Here is a 20,923-nt window from a genome sequence, read left to right on the forward strand (position 1 = left end):
TAGGGGGTGGGTCGAAGTTTTGAGACAATGACGGGGTGAACCGAGCATCCTTGGATAAGCGTCCGGACGAAGTAGCGACGATGTTTGACGACGTCGCCCCCAAATACGACGTCGTGAACGATGTCCTGTCCATGGGGCAGACCCGCCGCTGGCGGCGGATCGTGGTCGAGGCCATGGATGTGAAGGCCGGCCAGCGCGTGCTGGACCTGGCCGCGGGGACCGGCACCTCCAGCGAACCCTACGCCGACGCCGGCATCGACGTGGTCGCCTGCGACTTCTCCCTGGGCATGCTCAAGGTCGGCAAGCGCCGCCGCCCGGACATCAACTTCATCGCCGGGGACGCCACCCGCCTGCCGTTCGCGGACAACACCTTCGATGCCAGCACGATTTCCTTCGGCCTGCGCAACGTCAACGAGCCCAAGAAGGCCCTTGCCGAGATGCTCCGGGTGACCAAGCCCGGCGGCCGGCTGGTCATTGCCGAGTTCTCCCAGCCGGTCGTGCCGCTGTGGCGCACCATGTACACCGAGTACCTGATGCGCGCGCTGCCCGCCATCGCCGTCAAGGTCTCCTCGAACCCCGACGCCTACGTCTACCTGGCCGAGTCCATCCGCGCCTGGCCGGACCAGGACCACCTGGCCGCCTGGCTGCAGGAAGCCGGCTGGGAGGACGTCACGTACCGCAACCTCAGCGGCGGCATCGTCGCGGTCCACCGCGCCCGGAAGCCGGACGGCCCCGGCGCCGGTCCGGCGGCGGGCGCCAAGGCCCTCGCCAGCCACACCGGCCCCGTGGCCAAGCTGCGGCGCAACATCACCCGGCCCCAGCGTTAGCCGACCGCAGCCGTGAAAGTTCTGATCGTCGGAGCCGGTCCTGCCGGGTCCACCGCCGCGTTTTACCTTGCCCGGGCCGGCGTCGAGGTCACGGTGCTGGAAAAGACCAGTTTCCCGCGCGAAAAGGTCTGCGGCGACGGCCTGACCCCGCGCGCGGTCCGCGAGATCCAGAAGCTCGGCCTGCCGCACCCCGAATCCGAGGGCTGGCGGCGGAACAAGGGCCTGCGGCTCATCGCGGGCGGCCGCACCATCGAACTGCCCTGGCCCGAGGTCTCCGACTTCCCGCAGTACGGCCTGATCCGCACCCGGCTGGGCTTTGACGAGGAACTCGCCCGGCACGCGGAGTCCGCCGGCGCCGTCATCCTGGAACGCCACAGCGTCACCGAGGCGCTGCGCTCCGACGACGGCCGGGTCACCGGCGTCCGCGCCGCCGTCCTGGATGACAACGGCCGGAAGACCGGGCAGACCCTGGACTTCGCCGCCGACGTCGTCCTCGCCGCCGACGGCAACTCAAGCCGCACCGCCGTCTCGCTCGGCCTGCAGAAGCGCGACGACCGCCCGCTGGGGGTGGCGGTGCGCACCTACTTCACCAGCCCGCGGCACGACGACGACTGGATGGAAGGCTGGCTGGAGCTTCGCTCCTCGGCCCGCCCCGGCGCCCGCGGCGGGGACCTCCTGCCCGGTTACGGCTGGGTGTTCGGCGTCGGCGACGGCACCTCGAACGTGGGCCTGGGCATCCTGAACTCCTCCAAGGAGTTCGGCAAGCTCGACTACAAGGAGGTCCTGCGCGACTGGACCGCCGGGATGCCGGCCGAATGGGGCTTCACGCCGGAAAACCAGGTGGGGGAGATCCGCGGCGCCGCCCTGCCGATGGGCTTCAACCGGACCCCGCACTACGCGCCGGGCGTGCTGCTGCTAGGCGACGCCGGCGGCATGGTCTCCCCGTTCAACGGCGAAGGCATCTCCTATGCGATGGAGTCCGCCCGGTTCGCGGCTGAGTTCATCATCGACGCCGCGGCCCGGACCGCCGCGGCTGGCTGGAGCAGCGCCGACACCGACGCACGCCTTGCCGGCTATGCCGACTACGTGCGGGACCAGTGGGGTTCGCACTTCACCCTGGGCCGGGCGTTTGCCGCCGTGATCGGGAAGCCCGCGGTCATGAAGCTGGCGCTCCGGACCGGCATGCCCCTGCCGCTGCTGATGAAGTTCGTCGTCCGGCTGCTGGCCAACCTGACCGATCCTTCCGCCAAGGGGCTCGAGGACCGGACGATCCGTATCCTGGAGGCCCTCGTTCCGGCCACCTCCAACACCCGGCCTGCTCCGGACTCAAATCCGCGGATTCCGCAACAAAAAGTTAGGGTTAACCCGTGACCAACTCTGCAGACCAAAGCTGGACGCACGCCGGACACGGCCTGCCGGGCACCGAGCCCGACCTGAACACCACCGCCATCGCCACCGGGCTCCAGCTGCCGGCAGGCTTCGCGGCAATCGCCGGGGACCCCGAGCTGGGCCCGGCCATCACCACGAACCTCGCCCGGGTGGAGAAGAAGCTGCGTGAGGCGATCGCCAACTCCGACCCGCTGGCCGACGCCACGTCCCGCCACCTGGTGGAGGCCGGCGGCAAGCGCATCCGGCCCCTGCTGACCCTGCTCTGCGCCCACCTGGGTGACGCCTCCCTGCCGGCGGTGGTGCAGGCCGCCGTCGTCGTCGAACTCACCCACCTGGCCACGCTGTACCACGACGACGTCATGGACTCCGCCCCCTTCCGCCGCGGTGCGCCCACCGCGCACGAGGTCTGGGGCAACTCGGTGGCCGTGCTGACCGGTGACCTGATCTTTGCCCGGGCGTCGATCCTGGTCTCCGAACTCGGCTCCCGCGCCCTCGGCATCCAGGCCCGCACCTTCGAGCGGCTGTGCCTGGGCCAGCTGCACGAGACCGTGGGTCCGCGGCCGGACGAGGACCCGGTCGCGCATTACCTCTCTGTCATCGCGGACAAGACCGGCTCCCTGGTGGCAGCTTCCGGTCAGCTCGGCGCGATCTTCGCCAACGCCGATCCGGCGTACGAGCCGCTGCTGGTCGAGTACGGCGAGAAGGTCGGCGTCGCGTTCCAGCTGGCCGACGACGTCATTGATGTCACCGGCGTCAAGGTCAAGTCCGGCAAGTCTCCCGGCACCGACCTGCGCGAGGGCGTTCCCACCCTGCCGGTGTTGCTGCTGCGCAAGGCCGTGGCCGACGGTGACGGATCCGCCACCGAGCTGCTGCAGCTGATCGACGGCGACCTCAGCTCCGACGAAGCACTCGCGGCCGCTGTCGCCGGGCTGCGCGAGCACCCGGTGACCGCCGAGTCCTGGACCGTTGCGCGGTCCTGGGCCGATGAGGCGATCGCGGCGCTGGCCCCTCTGCCCGAGGGCGTGGTCAAGGATTCGCTGACCAGCTTCGCCCACGCCGTGGTCGACCGCAGCAGCTAGAGCGTCCGCGGGCTGCCGTTTGTGGCCCGCCCGGTCAGGGCTGACCGGGCTGCCCGGGCAGGGCTGCTTAAACGGGAATGGCCCCGGTTCCTTACAACGTAACGAGTCGTCCGTTGTAAGGAACCGGGGCCATTTCTCCGTTCGCATCAGATTCACCGGAGGCATTTGGTGAACCCATGAATAAGCTTATGACAGTTCTGTCATGTTGTCTAGTTGATCTGTAAATTGACTGTCACGAGCTTCGCGTTCGGTAGGTGTCGGACTTTCTCCACCTCTGCACGCTCCCGGCCTCGACCGACCGGCGAGTCGGGCCGACGCGCCGTCGGACGTCTCCGACCCTGGGGAGAATCCAACCCGGCTTGTCCACATAGGACCCGGAGGGCCGCCCAGCGGTAGGTCCGGACAGGTCCACTGGAGGCGTGGATGTCACGACGTACATGAAATTTGCCGGCTCCGTCGCGCGGACCGGAACGTTGCTTCAGGCGGGATTCCGGGAGCGGGAGATCCGCAACATGCTCGGCGCGGGGGAGCTCGTGCGGCTGCGGCACGGTGTGGTGGCGCTGCCGGGTGCGGCCCCGGCCCTGGTGGCCGCCGTTCTGAACAACGGGGTGCTGACCTGCCTCTCGGCGGCAAGCCACCACAGGCTCTGGAGACTCCACGAACCGGAGCGCCCGCACCTCCTGTGCCGCCACGGTGCGGCCTCGGGCGTGATCATCCACCGGGGGAGCCTGGTCCCGCCGGAATTCCCGAAGCCCGTGGCCGGGCTGACGGATACGCTGCTGCACGCCCTCCGGTGCCGGCCGCCCGTGGAAGCCGCCGTCATGGTGGAAAGCGCGCTGCTGCAGGGGCGCACCACGCTCGACTACCTTCGGCAGCGACTTCCCGGCAACCGCAACGGCTCAGCCCGGGCGGCGCTGGACCTGGTGGACGGTTCGGCCGGCTCCGCGATCGAGGTGGTCGCCAGGATCTTGTTCCGGAGCGAGGGGATATTCACGCAGACCCAGGTGGACCTGCCCGGTATCGGGATCGTGGACTTCCTGCTGGAAGGGTTCCTCATCGTGGAGATCGACGGCGGCACGCATTTGGAGCCGGCGCAGGTGAAGAAGGACCGGCGGCGGAACAACGCCAGCACCCTGACGGGGTACGCCGTGTTGAGGTATGGCTACCAGGACGTCGTTTTCCACCCAGAGAAAATCGTCGCGGAGGTGTGGCAGGTGCTGCGGGGCAGGGTAGTCCGCTGAATCTCCCCACCTCTGAGCGGCAACGGACGGAATGCACCGGCGGTTTCGCGCGACACGCCGGCAGGCCGTCTCAAAGGTGGGGAGACTCCGCAGCCAGGCAACCGCACAGCCGGGCACCCGGGGCCGGGAGGGTTAGTCCTCGTCGTCCTCGTTGAAGGCCCAGTCGAACATGTCGAAGACGAACTCGGAGAAGGTGCCTTCCTCGCTCTTCCACTGGCCGCGGGCGTTGTTGCGGCGGTACACGATCGGGTCCGGAACGCTGAGGTCGCTGACGCGGAAGCCCCAGGTGAACTGTTCCTCCTCGTCCTCGAGGAACATCAAGAAGCCTTCATCGTCTACTTCGAGTTCTTCGGGGTCCCAGAAGTAGTGGTACGCCTCCATCAGGTCCTCGCAGCCGCCGAGGGCCAGGTAGAACTCGCGGAGGACCAGGGGGATCTGGAACTGGTGCTCGGAAAGGGCCGCGTCGAGTTCCTCGGCGGGCAGCCCGTCCTCTTCCTGCCATTCGTCCTCGAGATACTTCGGAACAAGCGCACGGAACTTCTCGAGGAACATGTCAGTCATGGTTCTTATCCTAGCTAATCCGCGGGCCCGCTTTGGGCGCCGTCCATGCCCGGACGGTGCCGTCCGCGGACCGCCAGCGGCACGTGCCACTGCCGCCGCCAGGCCGTGACGCGGAAGGCGAAAACCACGGCCGCCACGGCACTGGCGGTGAACGCGCTGAACGTCCCGGTGACGGACAGCGCCACGGTCAGGGCCGCCCCGGCGAAGGCCGGCAGGGCGTAGATGTCGCCGGGATCGAAAAGCTGCGGCACCTCGTTCGCGGTGATGTCGCGCAGCAGCCCGCCGCCGACCGCCGTCGTCACGCCCAGCAGCACCGCTGCGACCGGATGCATCCCGGCGGCCAGGGCCTTCAGGCTGCCCGTAATGCAGAACAGGGCCAGGCCGCCCGCGTCGAACAGGACCAGCAGCGAGGTGAAGCGCCGGACGCTGGGGAAGAGGAAATACACCAGCACCGTGGCCAGCAGCGGCGGCGCGAGGTAGGCGGGGTTGGTGAAGGCCGCCGGCGGTCCCGCGTTGATGATGAGGTCGCGGATGACGCCGCCGCCCAGGCTGACCACCGAGGCCAGCAGCAGCGAACCGACAATGTCGAACTGTTTGCGGGCCGCGAGCAGCGAACCGGACACGGCGAAGAAGAAGACACCGGCCAGGTCCAGCCAGACCAGGACGAGGCTAAAGGAGAAAGTCATGGGGCGTCCCGGACGGTTGGTGAGGGGCGGATGGGGCGGCTCCAAGGTTACGCTAACGGCTATGAAGACCCCCATCCTGATCGCCTGCGCCCACGGCACCTCCAGCGCAGAGGGGGCCGCGGAAGTCAATGCCCTGCGGGCCTCGATCTCCGCGCTGCGCCCCGGGCTGGCCGTCCGGGAGGCGTACGTCGACGTCCAGGACCCCGGACTGCCCGACGTCGTCGCCGGGCTGCCGGCGGACGCGGACGCCGTCGTCGTGCCGTTGCTGCTCAGCCTTGGGTACCACGTCAAGGTGGACATTGCCCGGGCCGTTCAGGGCCGCCCCGGCACCCTGGCCGCGGCGCCGCTGGGCCCTGATCCGCGGCTCGCGGAGCTGCTGGACCAGCGCTTGCGCGAGGCCGGGGTCACGGACAACGACGCCGTGATCGTCGCCGCGGCGGGGTCCTCCGACGCCGCCGCCGCCGGGAATGTCGAGGAAGTCGCGGCCCGGCTGGGCACGCTCCGCTCCAACCGGATCGTGGCCGCCTACGGCGCTTCCGCCCGGCCCTCCGTGCCCGAAGCCGTCGCCATGCTGCGGGAAGAAGCGGCCGGGGGAGCCGGCGCCGGGCGGTCCGCGGGGGCCGTGGACCTGGGCGGCCGCGTGGTCATCGCGTCGTATTTGCTGGCCCCGGGGTTCTTCCACGACCAGCTCGCCAAGGCCGGGGCGGACCTGGTCACCGCACCGCTGCTTCCCTCCCCGGTGCTCGCCGAACTGGCGCTGGAGAGGTACGACGCGGCGGTCGCCGACAACCGTTCATGACGAAGTGTTGCCCAAGGTGACCCCGCGTTTCTGACCCTTTGTGGGGCTTTCCCGGCCGCCCCTACAGTCGATTCATGACTGATACAGCTCTAGCCGGAGCGACCCCGGACCAGGCTGCCGCTTCCCGCCCCGCCCGCCCCGCCGCCAAGCCGCACGGGCAGTGGAAAGTCGACGGTACCGCCCCGCTGAACGCCAACGAAACCTGGAAACAGGAAGACAGCGGGCTGAACGTCCGCGAGCGTATCGAGTCGGTCTACGCCAAGCACGGCTTCGACTCGATCGACGGGACCGACCTGCACGGCCGCTTCCGCTGGTGGGGCCTGTACACGCAGCGCAAGCCCGGCATCGACGGCGGCAAGACCGCCACCCTGGAACCCCACGAACTCGAAGACAAGTACTTCATGCTCCGGGTCAGGATCGACGGCGGCGCCCTCACCACCGAGCAGCTGCGCGTCATCGGCCGGATCTCCGAGGACTTTGCCCGCGGCTCGGCGGACCTCACGGACCGGCAGAACATCCAGCTGCACTGGATCCGGGTCGAGGACGTGCCGGAGATCTGGCGCCGCCTCGAAGCCGTCGGCCTCTCGACCACCGAGGCCTGCGGGGACGTGCCCCGCGTCATCCTGGGCTCCCCGGTGGCCGGCATCGCCAAGGACGAGATCATCGACCCCACGCCCCTGATCCGGGAACTGTCCGAGCGCTTCATCGGCGACCCTGAGCTTGCCAACCTGCCGCGCAAATACAAGACCGCCATCACCGGCCACCCCAGCCAGGACGTGGTGCACGAGATCAACGACTTCGCCCTGGTCGGCGTCGTCCACCCCGAGCTCGGCGCCGGCTACGACCTGTGGGTGGGCGGCGCGCTGTCCACAAACCCGATGCTGGCCAAGCGGCTGGGCGCCTTCGTCCGGCCCGAACAGGCCGCCGACGTCTGGCTGGGCGTCACCAGCATCTTCCGCGACTACGGCTACCGGCGGATGCGCACCAAGGCGCGGCTGAAATTCCTGCTGGCCGACTGGGGGCCGGTGAAGTTCCGCCAGGTCCTCGAGGACGAATACCTCGGCTACGCGCTCGCCGACGGCCCGGCCGCGCCCAAACCGGCCACCCCGGGCGACCACATCGGCGTGCACGAGCAGAAGGACGGCAAGTTCTTCATCGGCGCCACACCCCTCGCGGGCCGGCTCTCCGGCAGCCAGCTGGTCAAGCTCGCGGACACCCTCGAGGCCCGGGGCTCCCGGCGGCTGCGCACCACGCCGCACCAGAAGCTCGTCGTCCTCGACGTGCCCCAGGCCGAGGTCGAGCCCCTCGTGGCCGAGCTCGACGCGCTGGGCCTCTCCGCCCGGCCCTCAGTCTTCCGCCGCGGCACCATCGCCTGCACCGGCATCGAGTTCTGCAAACTCGCGATCGTCGAAACCAAGGTCACGGCCGCCACCGTCGTCGCCGAGCTGGAACGCCGCCTCGCCGACCTCGTCGAGACCAAGCAGCTCCCGCAGGCCCTCTCCCTGCACATCAACGGCTGCCCCAATTCCTGCGCTAGGATCCAGACCGCGGACATCGGCCTCAAGGGCATGATGCTGCCCACGCCCGACGGCGGCCCCACCCCGGGGTTCCAGGTCCACCTCGGCGGCGGGCTCGCCTCCGACAGCCGCGAGGAGGCCGGCCTGGGCCGCACCGTCCGCGGCCTCAAGGTCACCGCCGGGGAACTTCCCGACTACGTCGAGCGCGTGGTCCGGAAATTCGTGGCGGACCGCGCCGAGGGCCAGAGCTTCGCCGAATGGGCCTTCGCCGCCGAGGAAGGGGACCTGCAGTGAATCCCCAACCGCTCCCCGACCTCGCAAGCTCGGCCGGGGACCCCGGCGGTCGTGGCCCCTCCCTGCGGAGCGACGAGGAGCTCAAGGCTCTCGCCGCCGCCGGCGCGGCCGAGCTCGGCTGGGACGCCCCGGCCCGAGAGGTGATCGCCTGGGTGGCGCGGAACTTCGAACTGCCCGCCGTCGCCGTCGCCTGTTCCATGGCCGACGCCGTCCTGCCGGCGCTCGTCGCGGACCAGCTCCCCGGCGTCGACGTGCTGTTCCTGGACACCGGGTACCACTTCCCGGAAACCTACGCCACACGCGACGAGGTGGCTGCGAACCTGCGCGTGAACGTCGTCGACGTGCTGCCGGAGAGCACCGTGGAGCAGCAGGACCGGCTGCTGGGCCGGGACCTCTTTGCCCGTGACGCCGCGCGGTGCTGCGCGCTGCGCAAGGTCGCGCCGCTGCGCCGCACCCTCGCCGGCTACGAGCTCTGGTTCACCGGGGTCCGCCGCGACGAGGCCCCGACCCGCACCACCACCCCGCTGGTCACCTGGGACGAGGCCAACGGCCTGGTCAAGGTCAACCCCGTGGCCGCCTGGACCTTCGACCGGCTGGTCCGGCACTCCGAAGACAACCTCCTGCCCGTCAACCCGCTCCTTTCCCAGGGCTACCCGTCCATCGGCTGCCAGCCCTGCACGCAAAAGGTGGCGCCGGGCGATGACCCCCGCGCCGGACGCTGGGCAGGAACCGACAAGACAGAATGCGGGCTACACGTATGAGCAACTTCCTGACTTCCGTGGCTGGCTCCGCCTCCGCGGCAGATGCCGCCCCCGCCCCTTCGCCGCGCGGCATCCGTCCTTCGGACGATGCGCGCGGCTCCGGAAGGCCCGATGCCACTCCCGGGGCGGCATCTGCCGCTGCGGCTCTGCGGTCGGGTCGCCTGAGCGGGGCGGCAATCGGCGTTCCAGCCCCGGCCCGCCTCTCATCCCTGGACACTTTGGAGTCCGAGGCGATTCATATCATCCGCGAGGTTGTTGCCGAGTTTGAGCGGCCGGCGCTGCTGTTTTCCGGCGGCAAGGACTCGGTGGTGATGCTTCACCTGGCCACCAAGGCGTTCTGGCCGGGGAAGGTGCCGTTCCCGGTGCTGCATGTGGATACCGGGCACAACTTCCCGGAGGTCATCGAATTCCGGGACCGGACCGTGGAGCGGCTGGGGCTCCGGCTCGTCGTCGGCAGTGTGCAGGAGTTCATCGATTCCGGTGAGCTGGCCGAGCGCGCGGACGGTACCCGCAACCCATTGCAGACGGTTCCTTTGCTGGACGCGATCGGACGCAACAAGTTCGACGCCGTCTTCGGCGGCGGGCGCCGCGACGAGGACAAGGCCCGGGCCAAGGAACGGATCCTGAGCCTGCGCGACGAGTTCGGCCAGTGGGACCCGCGGAACCAGCGCCCCGAGCTGTGGAACCTCTACAACGGCCGGCACACCGTCGGCCAGCACGTCCGGGCGTTCCCAATCAGCAACTGGACCGAACTGGACATCTGGCGCTACATCGAGCGCGAGAACATCGAGCTGCCGGGCCTGTACTACGCCCACGAACGCGAGGTCTTCGCCCGCGACGGCATGTGGCGCGCCGTGGGGGAGGTCTCCCCGCCGCGCGAGGGAGAGGACGTCATCACCAAGACCGTCCGGTACCGCACCGTAGGGGACATGTCCTGCACCGGGGCCGTGGAATCGCAGGCGTTCACGGTCGCCGACGTCGTGGTTGAAGTCGCCGCCTCCACCCTGACCGAACGTGGCGCCACCCGGGCCGACGACCGCATCTCCGAGGCCGCCATGGAAGACCGCAAGAAGGACGGATACTTCTAATGACCACCACCGCAGCTCTCCCGGCGGGGCAGGAGACAGCCCTGCCCGCCACCCTGTTCCGGTTCGCCACCGCCGGTTCGGTCGACGACGGCAAGTCCACCCTGGTGGGCCGGCTCCTGCACGATTCCAAGGCCATCCTGGCCGACCAGCTCGAGGCCGTCGCCCGCACCTCCGCGGACCGCGGTTTCGGCGGGGCGGACGCGGCCGACGGCGCCGGCGGGGCCCAGCGGATCGACCTGGCCCTGCTGACCGACGGCCTGCGCGCCGAGCGGGAGCAGGGCATCACCATCGACGTCGCCTACCGCTACTTCGCCACAGACCGCCGCAGCTTCATCCTCGCCGACTGCCCCGGGCATGTGCAGTACACGAAGAACACGGTGACCGGCGCGTCCACCGCGGACGCCGTCGTCGTCCTGATCGACGCCCGCAAAGGGGTCCTGGAGCAGACCCGCCGGCACCTGTCCGTGCTGCAGCTGCTGCGCGTCGCGCACGTGGTCGTCGCGGTGAACAAGATCGACCTCGTGGAGTTCAGCGAGGACGTCTTCCGCGGCATTGAGGCCGACGTGCAGCAGCTGGGGCGCGACCTGGGCCTGGGGACCGGGGACACCGCCGAGCTGCTGGTGGTGCCGGTGTCCGCGCTCGACGGCGACAACGTCGTGGAGCGCTCGGTACGTACCCCCTGGTACACCGGCCCGGCCCTGCTCGAGATCCTGGAGACACTGCCGGCAGCCGACGAACTCGAAAGCCACCTGGAAAGCTTCCGCTTCCCGGTGCAGCTGGTCCTCCGCCCGCAGGGGGCGCTGGCTCCCGATGCCGTCGCCGCCGGACTCGACCCGGAGGCCTTCCGTGACTACCGCGCCTACGCCGGCCAGATCACCGAGGGAGCCGTCCGGGTGGGGGACCGGGTCTCGGTCCTGACGCCCGGCCAGGCCCCGCGCACCACCACGGTCGCGGCCATTGACTTCGCCGGTGCCGCGCTGGAGAAGGCCGCCGCCCCGCGGTCGGTGGCGTTGCGGCTGGCGGACGAGGTCGACGTCGCTCGCGGAGATACGATCGCGGCCGCAGGCACGGTGGCCGAGCCAACCGCGGACCTGTACGCCTCGCTGTGCTGGCTGTCCCCGAAGCCGCTGCGCGAAGGCGCCAAGGTGCTGGTCAAGCACGGCAGCCGGACCGTCCAGGCCCTGGTCAGGAACGTGACCGGCAAACTGGACCTGGCGAGCTTCCGGCTCGCGGCCGCCTCGGCCCTGGAGCTGAACGACATCGGCGAAGCCCAGCTCCGGCTCGCGGCGCCGCTGCCGCTGGAGAACTACCGGCACCACCGCCGGACCGGGGCATTCCTGGTGATCGACCCGCAGGACGGCAATACGCTGGCCGCCGGGCTGGTCCGGGACCATCCGGGCGACCACGAGGACGAGCGCTACTCGATCTAGGCGCCCGGCGGCCGGTACTTGATCTCGGCGGCCTTGCGCAGCGCCTCCATGGTCTCCTCGACGCTCAGCAGGACCGTGGTCTCGAAGGAGCTGAGCGCGCCGCCTCCGCTGATGGCCAGCGCCACCGCGGCCATCGAGACATTGTCGGGCGCTTCCCACAGGTTGTAGCCGTCGTGGGAGCCGAAGGCGTACCAGAAGCCGTGCAGCTTCCCGCCCACCGATTCGATGTAGCTGCGGGCGGCTTCGCTGCGGTCTTCGGGGTGGTTCGCCAGCCTCGCCCACGTCTCGGGCGTGTAGCTGAATGTGGACAGATAAAGGGGCATGGTCCCGTCCTTCCGTGCATGGTGCCGGTCCGATAAGAATGGCAGTCGGGGCGGCGCCCAGCAATGACCGTGCCGGGCGGGCGCACCCCGCACCTTGCCGCCCGCCCCCGGCCCGACGATCATCGTCGTGGGAGGAGAGATCCGTGGAAGCCATCAACAGCAGGCTCCTTAGCTGGGCGTCCATCCTCGACGAGGAGACGCGCAGGCAGGCGCTGGCCACGGCCACGCTGCCGTTCATCTACCCCCACCTGGCGCTGATGCCGGACGCCCACCTGGGCAAAGGCGCCACCGTGGGGTCGGTCATCCCCACCGTGGGCGCGATCATCCCGGCCGCCGTCGGCGTCGACATCGGCTGCGGAATGATCGCCGTCCGCACCCAGTACACGCAGCAGGACCTGCCCAAGGACCTGGCGCGGCTGCGGGTGGCCATCGAGCGCGCCGTTCCGCTGTCGGCCGGGCACTTCAACCGCAGCGTCACGGCGACGGCCCGCCCCCGGCTCGTCGAGCTGCGGAGGATGGCGGCGGCGGCCGGCTTCGACCCCGCCCGGTACGCGGCGAACTGGGAACTGCAACTGGGCTCGCTGGGCTCGGGCAACCACTTCATCGAAGTGTGCGCCGACGAAAACTCCGCCGTCTGGCTGTTCCTGCACTCGGGCTCCCGCGGGGTCGGCAACAAGATCGCGCAGCGCCACATCGCGGAGGCCCGGGACCTGGCGCTGCGCCGGAACACCGCCCTGCCGGACCGCGACCTGGCCTACCTGGAGGAAGGCACCCCCGAGTTCCAGCGCTACATCCGGGAGTTGCGGTGGGCACAGCACTTCGCGCTGCTCAACCGCGAGGAAATGATGGACCGGCTCATCCAGCAGTTCGAAAAGTGGGTCGGCGGCCCGGTCCGGGAGCTGGAACGGATCAACTGCCACCACAACTTCACGGCCCGGGAGACGCATTACGGCAAAGCCGTGTGGGTTTCGCGCAAGGGGGCCATCAGGGCCCAGGCCGGCGACCCGGGCCTGATACCCGGTTCCATGGGCACCGCCTCCTACGTCGTCACCGGCCTCGGGAACCGGGCCTCCCTGAACTCCTCCCCGCACGGCGCCGGACGGGAGTACTCCCGCACCGCGGCCCGGAAGACCTTCTCGCTCACCCAGCTGAAGGCGGCCATGCAGGGCATTGAATTCCGGCCCCGGGAGGCGTTCATCGACGAAATCCCGGCCGCCTACAAACCGATCGACGTCATCATGCGTGACTCGGCCGAACTGGTCCGGGTGCGGCACAAGCTCCGGCAATTGGTCAACGTCAAAGGTGACTGACCGGCCCCGTGACCGGCCCTGGCTCCGGACCCGGATGTGACGCAGCATGAACCTGCATGACCCCCCGTTTCCACACCATTGAACGCGCCTTCCGGCGCTCCCTAGGGTGAAGCCATGACTACTCCGGAACGGTTCAACAGGCCCTCCCGCGGGGCCCGCCAGGGGCGATGTCGCCGGCGCTGACCATCCGCCCGGCCCACCCGCACCCGCACAGAGGGATCCATTCCATGTCATCAACGCCCAATAGCCCCACCCCCGGCACCACCCGGATCGTCGCCGGCGCATCGGCCAGGCCCAAACGCAAGCGCACGCTCGAAGTCGGGGTCGCCGTCGGTCTCGCCCTGCTGATCGGAGCCGGGGCCGCCGTCGCCTCGACCGTGTCCCGCAGCAGCGACGCCGGGGCGGCGCCGGCCGCCGGCGCCGCCCCGGCAACGGAACTCCGGCTTGGCTACTTCGGGAACATCACCCACGGCCCGGCCCTGATCGGGGTAAGCAAGGGGTTCATCGCCGGGGAACTGGGCCGGACCAGGCTCAGCACCCAGGTCTTCAACGCCGGCCCCGCCGCGGTCGAGGCGCTCAACGCCGGCGCCATCGACGCGGCCTACATCGGACCCAACCCGGCGATCAACTCCTACGTGAAGAGCAAAGGCGAATCCATCAGCATCATCGCCGGCGCCACCGCCGGCGGTGCGCAGCTGGTGGTCAAGCCCGGGATCACCTCGGCCGCGGACCTCCCGGGCAAGACCCTGGCGTCGCCGCAGCTCGGCGGCACCCAGGACGTAGCCCTGCGTGCCTGGCTCGGCCACCAGGGGTTCAAGACGTCCACGGACGGCAGTGGCGACGTCACGATCAACCCGACCGAGAACGCCCAGACCCTCAAACTGTTCCAGGACGGCAAGCTCGACGGCGCCTGGCTGCCGGAGCCGTGGGCGTCACGCCTGGTGCTCCAGGCCGGGGCGAAGGTCCTGGTGGATGAGAAAAATCTGTGGGACAAGGGCGAGTTCGTCACCACCGTCCTGATCGTCAACAAGACGTTCGCGGCCAACCACCCGGCCACCGTCCAGGCGCTACTCAGGGGCCATGTCGAATCGGTTGACTGGCTCAACGCCGCACCCGCCGCCGAGAAAGCCGGCGTCCTCAACGACGCACTCAAGGCCGCGTCCGGCAAGGCGCTGCCGGCCGACGTCGTCGACCGGTCCCTGAAGCACATTGTCTTCACCACCGACCCGCTCGCCGGGACCTACCGGAAACTGCTCCAGGACGGCGTCGACGCCGGAACCACCAAGGCGGCGGACATCAACGGCATCTTCGACCTCACGGCGCTGAACCGCGTCCTGGCCGAGGGGTCCGCCGGCAGGAAGATCTCCGCCGGTGGGCTCGGCAAGGACTAGCTCCGCCGCCTCCGGCCAACCGCCACTACAGTTAGGACCAGACCATGCCAGTCGTACTGGAACACCTGGGCAAACGCTTCGGCGACGGTGCCCCGGTACTGGACGACGTCAACGCCACCATCGGGCAGGGCGAGTTCGTCGCCCTGCTCGGTGCGTCCGGCTGCGGCAAGTCCACCCTACTCAACATCATGGCGGGACTGGAGGCGCCGACGTCGGGCGCCCTCGAAGTGCCAAGCGACGGGGCAGCGTTCATGTTCCAGGACGCGGCGCTGTTCCCGTGGCTGACCGCCCGGGAAAACATCGAGCTGGCGCTGAAGCTCCGAGGCGTCGGGAAGACCGGGCGCAGGGCCCGGGCGGGGGAGTTGCTGGACCTGGTGCACCTGGCCGGCGCCGGCGACAAACGGCCCCACGAACTCTCCGGCGGCATGCGGCAGCGGGTGTCCCTGGCCCGTTCGCTGGCCCAGGACCGGCAGCTGCTCCTCATGGATGAGCCGTTCGCGGCGCTCGACGCGATCACCCGCGACCTGCTCCACGATGAGCTGGAACGGATCTGGAAGGAAACCGGCCGCACGATCGTCTTTGTCACGCACAACGTCCGGGAAGCCGTCCGGCTGGGCCAGCGCGTGCTGCTGCTGTCCTCCCGGCCCGGCCGCGTGGTGCGCGAATGGCGCGTCAGCGAGGAACACCGAACCGACGCCGGCCTGGCCGGCCAGCTCACCGGCGAGATCACCGCCCGGCTGCGAGAGGAAATCCGGCGCCATGCCAAATAACCAGCCCTCCGTGGCGGAGGCCCCGGCCCGCACCCGCAAGGTCACGGCCGCCCTGACCCGGTCCTCCGGCGGGCAGGATGACCTGCGCGAGCTTGAGGCAGGGCTCGATTCCCTGCAGTCCGACGCCAGCCGCAGGACCGGCATCGACTGGAGCAGGATCCTGCTGCCGGTCGCCGCGCTCGCGGTGCTGGTGCTCGTCTGGCAGTTCTACGTTTCCCTTGGCCTCAAGCGGCGCGACGTGGTGCCCGGCCCGCTGGACGTCGCCGGCCAGATCGGGGTCCTCTGGGGCGAGGGCACGCTGCAGGAAGCGGTCTGGACCTCGGTGCAGCGCGGCGTCCTGGGCTTCCTGATCAGTGTGGTCATCGCGACGCCGGTGGGGCTCCTGCTGGCGCAGGTGCGGCCCTTGCGGCGCGCCCTCGGACCGCTGATCTCCGGCCTTCAGGTCCTGCCGTCCGTGGCCTGGGTGCCGGCCGCCATCCTGTGGTTCGGGATCACCGACGCCACGGTGTACTTCGTGGTGTTCATGGGCGCCATCCCGTCGATCATCAACGGCCTGGTCTCAGGCGTGGACCAGATCCCGCCGCAGTACCGCAGGGTCGGGAAAGTCCTGGGCGCCTCCCGCCTCCAGTTGGCCCTGCAGATCATCCTGCCGGCGGCGCTTCCGGGCTATCTCGGCGGCCTCAAGCAGGGGTGGGCGTTCTCCTGGCGCTCGCTCATGGCAGCGGAGATCATTGCCGTCGGCGGCACCATCGGCTTCGGCCTGGGCTCGATGCTGGACCAGGGCCGGGTGCTCTCCGACATGACCATCGTCATGGCCGCCATCCTGCTGATCCTTGGCGTTGGGATCCTGATCGAACTGCTGGTCTTCGGGCCGGTCGAAAAGCGCCTGCTGCGCCGCCGCGGACTCCTCACCGGCAGCACCCGCTGAATCCCGCGTGGTGAGCGCTGCCAGGCACTCCGCCGGCCGCCGATGGACCCTTGTTACGCCCACGCCCGGTAAATACACTCACGGCTAGGGGCCGGTAAACCGCCCCGCAGCCCGCTTCTGAGGAGGACGCCGTGGCGCCAAAATACGGAGTACTGGCACTGGTCGAGGCAAAACTGGGGAAGGAACAGGAGGTCTGGGACTTCCTGAACGGCGCCCGCGCGGCGGTGCTCAAGGAATCCGGGACACGCACCTGGTACGCCTTCCGGGTCAACGATTACACCTTCGGCATCTTTGACACCTTCGACACCGAGGAAGACCGGCAGGCGCACCTCACGGGCGCCATCCCCGCCGCGCTCGCGCAGCACGGCCCTACCCTGCTGTCCAAGGACCCGGACATCAGGCAGATCGAGCTCATCGCGGTGAAGTAGGCCGACGGGCCAGGCCCGGTCCGACGGGCGAGGTTACCTCCCGTTACCCTGCGTGAACGGGTGTTTCCCGGCCGCTGGGCAGCCTCCGGGAGCGGCCCTATCGTCGATGCATGGCAATTCAGGACATCTACCCCGCAGCACTGCGCCTGCTCGGCCGGCCCGTACTGGTGGTCGGCGGCGGACCGGTCGCCGCCCGCCGGGCCAGGGGGCTGCTCGACGCCGGCGCCCAGGTCACCGTCGTGGCCCCGCTCGGCTGCCCGGCCCTTGAGGAACTCGCCGGTGCCGGGCTGCTGGACTGGCAGCCCCGCCCGTACCGCAGCGCCGACGTCGACGGGACCTGGTTCGTCCAGACCGCCACCGGCGACGCCGCGGTGGACGCGCAGGTCGCCGCCGACGCCGAGGCGCAGCGCGTGTGGTGCGTCAACGCCTCGGACCACGGTGCCTCCGCCGCCTGGACACCGGCCGTGGCCGTCGTCGACGACGTCAAGATCGCCGTCAACGCCGGGGGAGACCCGCGGCGGGCGATGGCCCTGCGCGACGCCGTCGCCACCGCCCTGCACGCCGGTGACCTTCCGCTCCGGCGTCGTCGCCCATCCGGCGCAGGCAGCGTCGCCCTCGTCGGCGGCGGACCGGGCGACGCCGGGCTCATCACCGTCCGCGGCCGGCGGCTCCTGGGCCAGGCGGACGTCGTCGTCGCGGACCGGCTCGGCCCGCGTGAACTGCTCGGTGAACTCGCCCCGGATGTCCGCGTGATCGAGGTCGGCAAGACCCCCGGCCACCACCCGGTCCCGCAGTCCGGGATCAACCGGATCCTCGTCAACGAGGCCCTGGCCGGGCACCGCGTGGTCCGGCTCAAAGGCGGCGACCCGTACGTCCTGGGCCGCGGCGGTGAAGAAGCCGAGTATTGCCGCCAGCACGGCGTCGAGGTTGAAGTCGTGCCCGGAGTGACATCGGCGATCTCCGTCCCCGCCGCCGCCGGCATCCCGGTCACGCACCGCGGCCTGGCCAAGGGCTTCAGCGTCGTCACCGGGCATGAGGAACTCTCCGAAGTTCCCGCCCGGGCCGACCACACCGTGATCCTGCTCATGGGCGTCGGCCAGCTCCGCGGTTCCGCGGCGTCGCTGGGCCGTGCCGGTTTGCCAGCCGGGACGCCTGTTGGCATCGTAGAGAATGGATACCTGCCCAACCAGCGGGTGACCATCGGAACGCTCGGGACCATCGCGGACCAAGCCGAGGCCGCCGGCGTCGCGAACCCTGCCGTGATCGTGATCGGTGACGTGGTCCGCGTCAGCCCGTTCGCGCCGCCGCACTTCAAGACCGCGGACTACGGCACGACGTCTCCGAACGCCCCCCGCGTCCCCGCCCGTTAGTTTCAGCCCGCCCCACGACCCCGCAAGCCCGCCGACTGCTCCGTACCGCCGTTTTCAAACCCCACGAGGGCGTTGTTGGAGCAACGGATCCAGAAGAATAAGGAACACAGCCGTGTCAACGAACACCACCGTAGGAACCGCCGCCCGTCCGCTGCGCGTCGCCGTCGTCGGCTCCGGCCCGGCCGGCGTCTACGCCGCGGACATCCTGACCAAGAGCGAGGCCGTCAAAAGCGGCGAGCTCACCGTCAGCATCGACCTCTTCGACCGCTACCCGGCACCCTACGGCCTGATCCGCTACGGCGTCGCCCCGGACCACCCGCGCATCAAGGGCATCGTCAACGCCCTGCACAAGGTGCTGGACCGCGGCGACATCCGCTTCTTCGGCAACGTCGACTACGGCACGGACCTCACCCTCGAAGACCTCCGGACCCACTACGACGCCGTCATCTTCGCCACCGGCGCCATCAAGGACGCGGACCTCAACATCCCCGGCATCGAACTCGAGGGCTCCTACGGCGGCGCCGACTTCGTCTCCTGGTACGACGGGCACCCGGACGTGTCCCGCGACTGGCCGCTGGAGGCCAAGGAGATCGCCGTGATCGGCAACGGCAACGTGGCCCTGGACGTGGCCCGCATGCTCTCCAAGCACGCCGACGACTTGCTGGTCTCCGAAATCCCGGACAACGTCTACCGGGCCCTGAAGGACTCCCCGGTCACCGACGTGCACGTCTTCGGCCGCCGAGGCCCCGCACAGGTGAAGTTCACCCCGCTGGAGCTGCGCGAACTGTCCCACTCCAAGGACGTGGACATCATCCTCTACCCCGAGGACTTTGAGTTCGACGCCGAATCCGACCGCCAGATCCAGAGCAACAACCAGACCAAGACCATGGTGGGCACCCTCACCAACTGGATCGCCGAACAGCCCGAGGACCTTTCCGAACTCACGGCCTCCCGCCGGCTGCACCTGCACTTCCTGCACAGCCCGGTCGAGGTGTACGACGACGCCGCGAACCCGGGCAAGGTGGCCGGGATCAAGTTCGAGCGCACCGAACTCGACGGCACGGGCAACGCCCGCGGGACCGGCGAGGTCCTCGACTACCCGGTCCAGGCCGTCTACCGCGCCATCGGCTACTTCGGTTCGGCGCTGCCCGAGGTCGAGTTCGACCACAGCCGGGGAATCGTCCCGAACGACGGCGGCCGCGTCCTGGACGCGTCCGGCGCCCACGTGCCCGGCATCTACGCCACCGGCTGGATCAAGCGCGGCCCCGTCGGCCTGATCGGCCACACCAAGGGCGACGCCCTGGAAACCGTGACCTACCTGCTGGAAGACCGCGGCAATCTGCCGCAGGCCGCGGCGCCCGCGCCGGAGGCGATCATCGGGCTGCTGGAGGACCGCGGGGTGCAGTACACCTCCTGGGAAGGCTGGCTCGCCCTGGACGCGCACGAACGCTCCCTGGGTCAGAAGGCCAGTGCCGAAGCCGGCAGTGTGCAGCGCGAGCGCATCAAGGTGGTCCCGCGCGAGGACATGGTCGAGATCTCCCGCGGCGGCGTCGCAGCGGAGGTCTAACCCCGCATTACTGACAATGCGCGGTCACCCCGCCCCGTCCCGAAGGGGGTGGGGGAGAGGTGGCCGCGCGTTGGTCGGTCATGGGGACATTTCCCCCGGGTAGTCAGTAGGCTTACCGTCATGGACACGCACCGAGGACCCGCCCAATGAGGCTCCGCCGCAGCAACGCCTCGGGCCGGGGCTACCGCCGGGTACCCGCCGGCACCGGCTTCAGCTACCGGGACCTGGACGGGTCGACCCTTCCGCCCGGCCCGGTCCGGGACCGGCTGGAAAGCATCGGGATACCGCCGGCCTGGACCGACGTCTGGATCGCGCCCTACGAGAACGGGCACATCCAGGCGACCGGGCTCGACGCCGTCGGACGGCGCCAGTACATCTACCACCCCAGCTGGCGGGAGCGGAAAGACCGGCTCAAGTTCGACCGCTCCCTGCAACTCGGCGAGACCCTGCCCGCCGCCCGCCGGCTGGTCACCCGCGACCTGCGCTCGGAGGGGCTGACGCGGGAGCGTGTGCTCGCGGCCGCGTTCCGGATGCTCGACAGCGGATCGCTGCGCGTCGGATCCGAGCGCTACACCAACGAAAACGGCAGCCACGGCCTGGCCACCCTGCTCTGCGCGCATGTGAAGGTGTGCAAGGACGAGCTCCGCCTCAGTTTCCCCGCCAAGAGCGGCAAGAACTGGGAGTCCCGGATCGACGACGCCGACCTCGCCGACGTCGTCCGCTCGCTCAAACGGCGCGGCGCCAACGCCCGGCTGCTCGCCTACAAAAACGGCCGGCGCTGGCACCCCGTGACCAGCGCCGAGATTAACGAGTACGTCAAGGAGCGCACCGGCGGCGACTTCACCGCGAAGGATTTCCGCACCCTGCGGGGCACTGTCGCCGCCGCCGTCAGCCTGGCCGAAACCGGGCCGCAGGCCAAGGTCAGCGCCCGCAAGCGCGCCGTCAGCCGGGCGATGGTGGACGCCGCCGCGGTGCTCGGCAACACGCCGTCGATTGCCCGGAAGAGCTACGTTGATCCGCGCCTGCTGGACCACTACGAGGCGGGGGAGACCATCGACCCGAAGCGGCTGGACTCGGCCGAATCGGAGATCCGTGCGCTGCTCTACCAGGAGGGCGCCGTCGTCCCGCTGCGCTGACGGCCGGGAGGGTCCGGCAACAAGGACT

Annotated in this window: 20 protein-coding genes; 17 read left to right on the forward strand and 3 right to left on the reverse strand. The window is 69.9% G+C overall.

Annotated features, from left to right (window positions below):
* Positions 1–35: 35 nt before the first annotated feature.
* The 4 genes from ASG71_RS05525 (at position 36) to ASG71_RS05540 (ending at position 4,536) form a co-directional block, all read left to right on the forward strand.
* Positions 36–827 carry a demethylmenaquinone methyltransferase gene (locus ASG71_RS05525; RefSeq protein WP_082574902.1) on the forward strand — a complete coding sequence of 264 codons (792 nt, stop codon included), beginning with the start codon at positions 36–38 and terminating at the stop codon, positions 825–827.
* Between the two features lie 12 nt (positions 828–839).
* Entirely contained in the window at positions 840–2,198 is a 1,359-nt protein-coding gene (locus ASG71_RS05530) for a geranylgeranyl reductase family protein (protein WP_056737693.1), read from the forward strand.
* Positions 2,195–3,295, forward strand: a complete 1,101-nt coding sequence (locus ASG71_RS05535) for a polyprenyl synthetase family protein (protein WP_056737694.1) — start codon at positions 2,195–2,197, stop codon at positions 3,293–3,295. The genes ASG71_RS05530 and ASG71_RS05535 overlap by 4 nt, the downstream gene beginning before the upstream one ends.
* A gap of 419 nt (positions 3,296–3,714) precedes the next feature.
* Positions 3,715–4,536, forward strand: coding sequence for an endonuclease domain-containing protein (locus ASG71_RS05540; protein WP_157366234.1), 822 nt, complete (start codon positions 3,715–3,717; stop codon positions 4,534–4,536).
* Between the two features lie 132 nt (positions 4,537–4,668).
* On the opposite strand, the gene ASG71_RS05545 is transcribed toward ASG71_RS05540, so the two are convergent.
* Together ASG71_RS05545 and ASG71_RS05550 are read right to left on the reverse strand one after the other, a co-directional pair.
* Complete coding sequence (locus ASG71_RS05545) at positions 4,669–5,097, reverse strand: hypothetical protein (RefSeq protein WP_056737695.1); 429 nt, start codon at positions 5,095–5,097, stop codon at positions 4,669–4,671.
* 14 nt (positions 5,098–5,111) lie between these two features.
* Positions 5,112–5,783, reverse strand: a complete 672-nt coding sequence (locus ASG71_RS05550; RefSeq protein WP_056737696.1) for a trimeric intracellular cation channel family protein — start codon at positions 5,781–5,783, stop codon at positions 5,112–5,114.
* 61 nt (positions 5,784–5,844) lie between these two features.
* Here ASG71_RS05550 and ASG71_RS05555 point away from each other — a divergent pair, with 61 nt between their 5' ends.
* From ASG71_RS05555 to ASG71_RS05575, 5 genes are all read left to right on the forward strand, one after another.
* Positions 5,845–6,582, forward strand: a complete 738-nt coding sequence (locus ASG71_RS05555; RefSeq protein ID WP_056737697.1) for a sirohydrochlorin chelatase — start codon at positions 5,845–5,847, stop codon at positions 6,580–6,582.
* A gap of 74 nt (positions 6,583–6,656) precedes the next feature.
* Complete coding sequence (locus tag ASG71_RS05560; protein ID WP_056737698.1) at positions 6,657–8,393, forward strand: nitrite/sulfite reductase; 1,737 nt, start codon at positions 6,657–6,659, stop codon at positions 8,391–8,393.
* Between the two features lie 62 nt (positions 8,394–8,455).
* A complete protein-coding gene (locus tag ASG71_RS05565) occupies positions 8,456–9,154 on the forward strand; it encodes a phosphoadenylyl-sulfate reductase (protein WP_056738553.1) in 699 nt (232 codons plus the stop codon).
* A gap of 161 nt (positions 9,155–9,315) precedes the next feature.
* Positions 9,316–10,242: a sulfate adenylyltransferase subunit CysD gene (gene cysD, locus ASG71_RS05570; protein ID WP_056738555.1), complete on the forward strand. Its 927-nt coding sequence runs from the start codon at positions 9,316–9,318 to the stop codon at positions 10,240–10,242.
* The gene (locus tag ASG71_RS05575) at positions 10,242–11,672 is read left to right on the forward strand and encodes a sulfate adenylyltransferase subunit 1 (protein ID WP_056737699.1); all 1,431 of its coding nucleotides are present in this window, start codon (positions 10,242–10,244) and stop codon (positions 11,670–11,672) included. Before cysD ends, ASG71_RS05575 begins: the two co-directional genes overlap by 1 nt.
* Here ASG71_RS05575 and ASG71_RS05580 read toward each other — a convergent pair.
* Entirely contained in the window at positions 11,669–11,995 is a 327-nt protein-coding gene (locus tag ASG71_RS05580) for a GYD domain-containing protein (protein ID WP_056737700.1), read from the reverse strand. The two genes, ASG71_RS05575 and ASG71_RS05580, sit on opposite strands and share 4 nt — an antisense overlap.
* A 143-nt stretch (positions 11,996–12,138) precedes the next feature.
* Between ASG71_RS05580 and ASG71_RS05585 the strand changes: the two genes are divergently transcribed.
* From ASG71_RS05585 to ASG71_RS05620, 8 genes are all read left to right on the forward strand, one after another.
* Complete coding sequence (locus ASG71_RS05585; protein ID WP_056737701.1) at positions 12,139–13,305, forward strand: RtcB family protein; 1,167 nt, start codon at positions 12,139–12,141, stop codon at positions 13,303–13,305.
* A 227-nt stretch (positions 13,306–13,532) separates the two neighbouring features.
* Entirely contained in the window at positions 13,533–14,696 is a 1,164-nt protein-coding gene (locus ASG71_RS05590; protein WP_056737702.1) for an ABC transporter substrate-binding protein, read from the forward strand.
* 44 nt (positions 14,697–14,740) lie between these two features.
* Complete coding sequence (locus ASG71_RS05595; protein WP_056737703.1) at positions 14,741–15,466, forward strand: ABC transporter ATP-binding protein; 726 nt, start codon at positions 14,741–14,743, stop codon at positions 15,464–15,466.
* Complete coding sequence (locus ASG71_RS05600) at positions 15,456–16,394, forward strand: ABC transporter permease (protein WP_056737704.1); 939 nt, start codon at positions 15,456–15,458, stop codon at positions 16,392–16,394. The genes ASG71_RS05595 and ASG71_RS05600 overlap by 11 nt, the downstream gene beginning before the upstream one ends.
* A 131-nt stretch (positions 16,395–16,525) precedes the next feature.
* Positions 16,526–16,822: a putative quinol monooxygenase gene (locus tag ASG71_RS05605; RefSeq protein WP_056737705.1), complete on the forward strand. Its 297-nt coding sequence runs from the start codon at positions 16,526–16,528 to the stop codon at positions 16,820–16,822.
* Positions 16,823–16,932: 110 nt separating this feature from the next.
* Positions 16,933–18,192 carry a uroporphyrinogen-III C-methyltransferase gene (gene cobA, locus ASG71_RS05610; protein ID WP_056737706.1) on the forward strand — a complete coding sequence of 420 codons (1,260 nt, stop codon included), beginning with the start codon at positions 16,933–16,935 and terminating at the stop codon, positions 18,190–18,192.
* A 112-nt stretch (positions 18,193–18,304) separates the two neighbouring features.
* Positions 18,305–19,759 (forward strand): FAD-dependent oxidoreductase, encoded by a 1,455-nt coding sequence (locus ASG71_RS05615; protein WP_056737707.1) that lies wholly within the window; start codon positions 18,305–18,307, stop codon positions 19,757–19,759.
* Positions 19,760–19,905: 146 nt separating this feature from the next.
* Positions 19,906–20,895 carry a DNA topoisomerase IB gene (locus ASG71_RS05620; RefSeq protein ID WP_056737708.1) on the forward strand — a complete coding sequence of 330 codons (990 nt, stop codon included), beginning with the start codon at positions 19,906–19,908 and terminating at the stop codon, positions 20,893–20,895.
* Positions 20,896–20,923: the final 28 nt, after the last annotated feature.

The organism is Arthrobacter sp. Soil763 (assembly GCF_001428365.1).
Classification (GTDB): domain Bacteria; phylum Actinomycetota; class Actinomycetes; order Actinomycetales; family Micrococcaceae; genus Arthrobacter.

What these genes read in the sequence shown, in the direction of transcription:
- ASG71_RS05545 (WP_056737695.1), bottom strand. Translation starts at nt 5,097, where the DNA reads ATGACTGACATGTTCCTCGAGAAGTTCCGTGCGCTTGTTCCGAAGTAT.
- ASG71_RS05550 (WP_056737696.1), bottom strand. Translation starts at nt 5,783, where the DNA reads ATGACTTTCTCCTTTAGCCTCGTCCTGGTCTGGCTGGACCTGGCCGGT.
- ASG71_RS05555 (WP_056737697.1), top strand. Translation starts at nt 5,845, where the DNA reads ATGAAGACCCCCATCCTGATCGCCTGCGCCCACGGCACCTCCAGCGCA.
- ASG71_RS05560 (WP_056737698.1), top strand. Translation starts at nt 6,657, where the DNA reads ATGACTGATACAGCTCTAGCCGGAGCGACCCCGGACCAGGCTGCCGCT.
- ASG71_RS05575 (WP_056737699.1), top strand. Translation starts at nt 10,242, where the DNA reads ATGACCACCACCGCAGCTCTCCCGGCGGGGCAGGAGACAGCCCTGCCC.
- ASG71_RS05580 (WP_056737700.1), bottom strand. Translation starts at nt 11,995, where the DNA reads ATGCCCCTTTATCTGTCCACATTCAGCTACACGCCCGAGACGTGGGCG.
- ASG71_RS05590 (WP_056737702.1), top strand. Translation starts at nt 13,533, where the DNA reads ATGTCATCAACGCCCAATAGCCCCACCCCCGGCACCACCCGGATCGTC.
- ASG71_RS05595 (WP_056737703.1), top strand. Translation starts at nt 14,741, where the DNA reads ATGCCAGTCGTACTGGAACACCTGGGCAAACGCTTCGGCGACGGTGCC.
- ASG71_RS05600 (WP_056737704.1), top strand. Translation starts at nt 15,456, where the DNA reads ATGCCAAATAACCAGCCCTCCGTGGCGGAGGCCCCGGCCCGCACCCGC.
- cobA (WP_056737706.1), top strand. Translation starts at nt 16,933, where the DNA reads ATGGCAATTCAGGACATCTACCCCGCAGCACTGCGCCTGCTCGGCCGG.
- ASG71_RS05620 (WP_056737708.1), top strand. Translation starts at nt 19,906, where the DNA reads ATGAGGCTCCGCCGCAGCAACGCCTCGGGCCGGGGCTACCGCCGGGTA.